General features: G+C 71.1%; 5 protein-coding genes, 1 pseudogene and 1 riboswitch. All 6 genes and pseudogenes read left to right on the top strand.

Annotated elements, in window-relative coordinates; all coding sequences use genetic code 11:
- The first annotated feature begins 104 nt into the window (after nt 1–104).
- Nucleotides 105–1,460, top strand: a complete 1,356-nt coding sequence (locus U9980_RS10300) for an RsmB/NOP family class I SAM-dependent RNA methyltransferase (protein ID WP_322767710.1) — start codon at nt 105–107, stop codon at nt 1,458–1,460.
- Between the two features lie 166 nt (nt 1,461–1,626).
- Nucleotides 1,627–2,325, top strand: coding sequence for a ribulose-phosphate 3-epimerase (gene rpe, locus U9980_RS10295; protein WP_322747566.1), 699 nt, complete (start codon nt 1,627–1,629; stop codon nt 2,323–2,325).
- A 190-nt stretch (nt 2,326–2,515) separates the two neighbouring features.
- A riboswitch (FMN riboswitch) is annotated at nt 2,516–2,644 on the top strand.
- A gap of 124 nt (nt 2,645–2,768) precedes the next feature.
- A complete protein-coding gene (locus tag U9980_RS10290) occupies nt 2,769–3,482 on the top strand; it encodes a riboflavin synthase (RefSeq protein ID WP_322767709.1) in 714 nt (237 codons plus the stop codon).
- Nucleotides 3,479–4,894 (top strand): bifunctional 3,4-dihydroxy-2-butanone-4-phosphate synthase/GTP cyclohydrolase II, encoded by a 1,416-nt coding sequence (locus U9980_RS10285; RefSeq protein ID WP_322767708.1) that lies wholly within the window; start codon nt 3,479–3,481, stop codon nt 4,892–4,894. Before U9980_RS10290 ends, U9980_RS10285 begins: the two co-directional genes overlap by 4 nt.
- A complete protein-coding gene (gene ribH, locus U9980_RS10280) occupies nt 4,891–5,367 on the top strand; it encodes a 6,7-dimethyl-8-ribityllumazine synthase (protein WP_322747517.1) in 477 nt (158 codons plus the stop codon). The genes U9980_RS10285 and ribH overlap by 4 nt, the downstream gene beginning before the upstream one ends.
- A 274-nt stretch (nt 5,368–5,641) precedes the next feature.
- Nucleotides 5,642–5,941 (top strand): annotated as a pseudogene (locus U9980_RS10275) (hypothetical protein); the annotation flags it as partial.

The raw sequence follows: 5,941 nt of genomic DNA, 5'->3' as shown, positions 1-5,941 counted from the left end.
CGTCGGGGTCGGGCCGCACCGCGTCGGGCCGGGCCGCGTCGGCGCCGGCGCCGGCGCCGGCACCGGCACGCTCGCCGCGGGCTGTCCCAGCCGATCCCGCGCGGCTGCTCGCCTGGGAGGTACTGCGAGCGGTCGACGAGCGTGGCGCATACGCCAACCTGCTGCTGGCAGCCCTGATGGCACAGCGTCGGCTCCCGGCCCGAGATCGAGGATTCGCCACCGAGCTGACCTACGGGACGCTGCGTGCCATGGGCATCCTCGACGTCCTGCTCGGAACGGTTGCCAGCCGGCCGGTGGACGCCGTGGACCCGAAGGTGCGCGATGCCCTGCGGCTCGGCGTCTACCAGTTGCTGTACACCAGGGTGCCGACCCGCGCGGCGGTCGCCTCAACGGTCGACCTGGTTCGCCACACCAGCGGTGAGCGGCCGGTCCGGTTCGCCAACGCGGTCCTGCGCCGGGTCGCGTCGCGGGTGGAGGAGACCGGTGGTGACCTTGCGGCCCTGCTCGCCGCTCCCCGCTACGACGACGACCCGATCGGCCATCTCTCGATGGTCACCGCCCACCCGCGTTGGGTGGTCGAGGCGTTCGCCGCGGCGCTGGGCGGTGACCTGGCGCAGACCCGCTCGGCGCTGGAGGCCGATGACCAACGTCCCACCACGCACCTGGTCGCGCGACCAGGTCTGATCGGCTCCGAGGCGCTGATGGACGCGGTCCGGGGCGCAGGGCTGGAGGCGCAGCCCGGCCGGTGGTCGCCGTACGCGGTCCGTCTCGCCGGTGGTGATCCGGGACGGCTCGCCGAGGTCTCCGACGGCCGCGCCGCCGTACAGGACGAGGGCAGCCAGCTGGTCGTGGCGGCGCTGTCGCGGGTGGTGACGGTGGGGACGGATGTCGGGGTGAGCGTCGATCTGTGCGCCGGCCCTGGCGGAAAGACCGCCCTTCTCGCCGGCCTGCTGCCCGGGACCCGGCTGATCGCGCTGGAACCGCGGGCTACCCGTGCCAGGCTGGTGAGCCAGGCGGTGGCCGGCCGGTCGAACGTGACGGTGGTGCAGGCGGACGGCCGTGTCCCACCGCTGCGGCCGGGCAGTGTCGACCGGGTGCTGGCCGATGTCCCCTGCACCGGCCTCGGGGCGCTGCGGCGTCGGCCTGAGGCGCGCTGGCGTCGCACGCCGTCCGATGTCGTGGTGTTGTCCCGCCTGCAGCGGCAGTTGGTGGCCGGGGCCCTCGACCTGGTGCGTCCCGGTGGTGTCGTTGCGTATGTCACCTGTTCGCCGCACCCGGCGGAGACCACCGACGTCGTGACGGACGTGGTCGGGCAGCGCACCGACGTGTCCGTTCTGGACGCCCGGGCCTACCTACCAGACGTGGACGGCCTCGGCGACGGCCCGTTCGTGCAGCTGTGGCCGCACCGGCACGGCACCGACGCGATGTTCCTCGCCCTCCTGCGCCGCGGCGGCCCGTGAGTCACGAAAGCTGACTACGGTAGGTGGAAATCGTCATCGGGGTGACCGAAACCACCTAACACCTGACTACGGTCGGCGGATGCGGTAGGTGGAAATCGTCATCGGGGTGGCCGAAACCACCTACGCTTCCGCTGTCGCATCGCCGGACGTCGATACGCTCGTAGGCGTGGCCACAGCGCAGATCTACCCGAGCTTGCTTGCCGCCGACTTCGGGCGGATCACGCAAGCGGCGCTGGCGGTCGAGGGACACGCCGACTGGCTGCACGTCGACATCATGGACTACCACTTCGTCCCCAACCTCGCCCTCGCGCCGGACACGGTGACCGCGTTGCGCACGGTCACCTCGACGCCCCTCGACTGCCATCTGATGATCGAGGATCCGGACCGCTGGGCCGCCGGCTACGCCGAGCGGGGCGCGGCCAACGTCACGATCCACGCCGAGGCCGTCACCGACCTGCCCCGGACCACCGCTGCCATCCGGGCGGCCGGCGCCCGTACCGGTCTGGGGGTGAAGCCGGCCACTCCCGTCGAGCGTTACCTCGATGACCTGCACCGGTTCGACCTGCTCCTGCTGATGACCATCGAGCCGGGGTTCGGTGGGCAGCGGTTCATGGACGAGGTCCTGCCGAAGATCTCAGCGGCACGGCGGCTGTTGGACGACCGCGGCCTCGATCTGTGGCTGCAGATCGACGGTGGGGTCAACGCCGACACCATCGAGCGGGCCGCCGATGCCGGGGTCGACGTCTTCGTCGCCGGCACCGCTGTCTACGGTGCGGCTGACCCGGCGGCGGCGGTCGAGTCGCTGCGTGCGCAGGCGCTGCGCGCCTCGCCGCGGCTGGTCGCACCTGGCGTGCCGACGCCCTGACCGCCCTGACCGCCCTGACCGCCCTGACCGCCCTGACCGCCCTGACCGCCCTGTCGATGGTCGGTGACCCTGAGCAGGTTGGCATTTCTGCGGGCAGTGGTGGCACCGCGCTCATCCAGCGGCGCAGGCCGGGCTTTCTCGTGCCCATGCGGCTTTCATGTGCAAGACTCAGACAGGTAGTTGCAGTAGCACGCGCGCTCCGGGGTCGGTGAAACTCCGAGCCGGCGGTGACAGTCCGCGACCCGTCCGCAGCCAGCGGCCGGTGGACCCGGTGAAATTCCGGGACCGACGGTGAAAGTCCGGATGGGAGGACGCGCGCGGGCGTGTGCCGTCCGGCGGTCTTCACCGTCGCGCACGGTCCGTCCGGCGCCCATGTGCCGGTGGCGTCCCGCGTGCTCACCCCTGTCTCGGACGTGGTGCCGACACAAGGGGGCACGTCAGTAATGTTCACCGGAATCGTCGAGGAACTCGGTGTCGTCGCGGCGGTCGAGCCGCTTCCCGCCTCGGCTCGACTCGTCGTCAGCGCCTCCACCGTCCTTGCCGACGTCAGCGAGGGCGCGTCCATTGCCGTCAACGGGGTCTGCCTGACCGTCACCAGTTGGTCTTCCCGTGATGGTGGGCGGGCGTTCGTCGCCGACGTCATGCAGGAGACCCTGGACCGTTCGGCTCTCGCCGGTCTGTCCGTCGGGGACCCCGTCAACCTGGAACGCGCCGTGCGCCTGGCCGACCGCCTCGGCGGCCATCTCGTGCAGGGGCATGTCGACGGGGTCGGCGTGGTGGTCGATCGACGGCGGGAGACCCATTGGGAGGTCGTGCGTATCAGCCTGCCGCCGGGCCTGGACCGCTACCTCGTCGAGAAGGGGTCCATCACCGTGGATGGCGTCAGCCTGACGGTGGTGGACGTGACCGCGGCGACGGCGTCACCGTCAGGATCATCCCCGGCCTCGTTCACCGTGAGCCTGATTCCGACGACGCTGCGGATGACCACCCTTGGCCGTCGCGCGGTGGGGGACCGGGTCAACCTCGAGGTCGACGTCCTGGCGAAGTACGTCGAGAAACTCATCGCCCCCGGTGACACGACCGGCGCGGGTCGCCTCGTGAGCCCAACCGCCACCCTCACCCCCACGATTCCGAGCGGGAACGGACAACCGTCATGACCGGACCCCAGACAGCCGGCGACACCCGCCTGGCCTCCATTGACGACGCGGTGGCCCAGATCGCGGCCGGCCGGCCTGTCATCGTCGTCGACGACGCCGACCGCGAGAACGAAGGCGACCTGATCTTTGCGGCCGAGCTGGCCACGCCGGAGCTGTTGGCGTTCACGATCCGCTACACATCCGGTGTGATCTGCGTGCCGATGGCCGGCGCCGACCTCGATCGGCTGACTCTCGATCAGATGGTCCCCCACAACACCGACCGGATGGGCACGGCGTTCACCGTCTCCGTCGACGCCCGTGACGGGGTGACGACCGGCATTTCAGCCGCTGACCGGGCACACACGATCGGACTGCTGGCCGATCCTGGGACCACCGCCGCCGACATCACCAGGCCCGGCCACGTCTTTCCGTTGCGGGCGAAGGCCGGTGGGGTGCTGCGCCGCCCCGGCCACACCGAGGCGGCGGTGGATCTGGCCCGGCTGGCGGGGCTGCGTCCGGCCGGGGTTATCTGTGAGATCGTCAACGACGACGGGACCATGGCCCGGTTGCCGGAACTGATGCGGTTCGCCGCCGAACACGGGCTGTTGACGATCTCGATCGCGGATCTGGTGGCATACCGGCGCCGCAGCGAACGGCATGTCGAGCGGGTCGCCGAGGCGACCATCCCGACCCGGCACGGGGAGTTCCGGGCCCTGTGCTATCGCAGCATCATCGACGGCACCGAGCACCTGGCCCTGGTCAGGGGCGACATCTCCGACGGCCGCGATGTGCTGGTGCGGGTGCACAGCGAGTGCCTCACCGGTGACGTCTTCGGCTCACGGCGCTGCGACTGCGGGACCCAGCTCGACGCCGCGCTGCGCGCGATATCCCTTGAGGACAGGGGGGTGGTGCTCTATATGCGGGGCCACGAAGGCCGTGGTATCGGCCTGGGCCAGAAGCTTCGTGCCTACGAGCTGCAGGATGGCGGGCACGACACCGTGGACGCCAACCTCGCTCTCGGCCTACCCGCCGACGCCCGTGACTACGGCACGGGCGCCCAGATCCTGGTCGACCTCGGTGTCCGGGCGATGCGCCTGCTGTCCAACAATCCGACCAAAAGGGCCGGGCTTGAGGGCTACGGTCTGGAGATCGTCGAGCGGGTGGGACTCCCGGTGACCGTCACTCCCGAGAACCTGGGCTACCTCACGACCAAGAGGGACCGGATGGGGCACGATCTGCCGGGTCTGCCGGGTCTGCCGACGGCGGTGGGTGCCCGTGCCGATGTGCCGCGTCATCGTGTCCCAGCGAACGGACCCGTGGACACCGACCTGCTGGAGGGCCAAAGGGCGCGCGACGATCGTCAGATCGCGCGCCCGGAGGCCGCAGTCCTGGCAGCACTGATGGCGGACGCGTGTCAGGGGGAGTCGGCGTGAGCGGCACGGGCTCGCCGGCTGGGTCCATCCCCGACGGCGCCGGTCTGCGGCTCGCCGTGGTGGCGGCCCGGTGGCACAGCGAAATCACCGATGCCCTGTTGGATGGGGCATTGCGGGCCGCCAAGGACGCCGGCGTCGCCTCGCCGGCGGTGGTCCGGGTGCCCGGTGCGGTGGAACTCCCCGTCGTCGCCGCGGCGCTCGCCGCCGACCATGACGCGGTGGTGGCGTTGGGAGTGGTGATCCGCGGCGGCACCCCGCACTTCGACTACGTCTGCCAGTCGGTGACCGCCGGGCTCACCCGGGTGGCTCTCGATACCGGTGTGCCGGTCGGGTTCGGCGTCCTGACCTGTGACACGGTTGAGCAGGCGCGGGATCGCGCCGGGCTGCCCTCGTCTGGCGAGGACAAGGGACGCGAAGCCGCTTTCGCCGCGCTGATGACCGCGAACGTCCTGCGGGAGCTGCGGCATCCATAGGCGTCGCCCTGGCCGAAGGCGTCCGGCTGGCCGATTCAGGTCAACCTTGTAACTCGGCCCGGTGACGGGGACTCTTGTCCGTAATGGCTACCGCATACCGTGTACCACCAGAGGGCCAAAGGGTGCGCGACGATCGTCAGATCGCGCGCCCGCAGGCCGCAGTCCCCGGGTCGCGCAGCGCCGCCGGAGGCCCTGATCAATCAGGTGGCCACCATGTTCCGGCGGTAGACCCCGGTCGCACGTGGCGGGGTCCCCGTGGGGACGGGAGGCGGTGGTGAGCGCAATGACGGCGCGAGATCCGGATGAGAACGGTGACCTGCCGGGTGCACAGCGGGAAGCCGGTGCGGTTCAGAGCCCCGGTGATGGTCCCCAGCTGCGACCCGGCGCGGTGTTTGCGGCGGATGTCGGTGACGCGCGGCCCGTGTCCCTGCTCGGTCTGCGCATGCCGGGCGAGGACGACGACCGCGAGGCGACCGTGAGTCGGCGACCTGGCCGGTCACGGATCGGCACACGCGCTCCGGGTCCGCTCGTGACGCCGGCCCGGCTGGACCAGCCACGAGCGGACCAGCCACGA

The sequence above is a fragment of the Protofrankia sp. Cr1 genome (assembly GCF_963555865.1).
Classification (GTDB): Bacteria; Actinomycetota; Actinomycetes; order Frankiales; family Frankiaceae; genus Protofrankia.
This window is presented reverse-complemented; position numbering and strand designations above follow the sequence as displayed.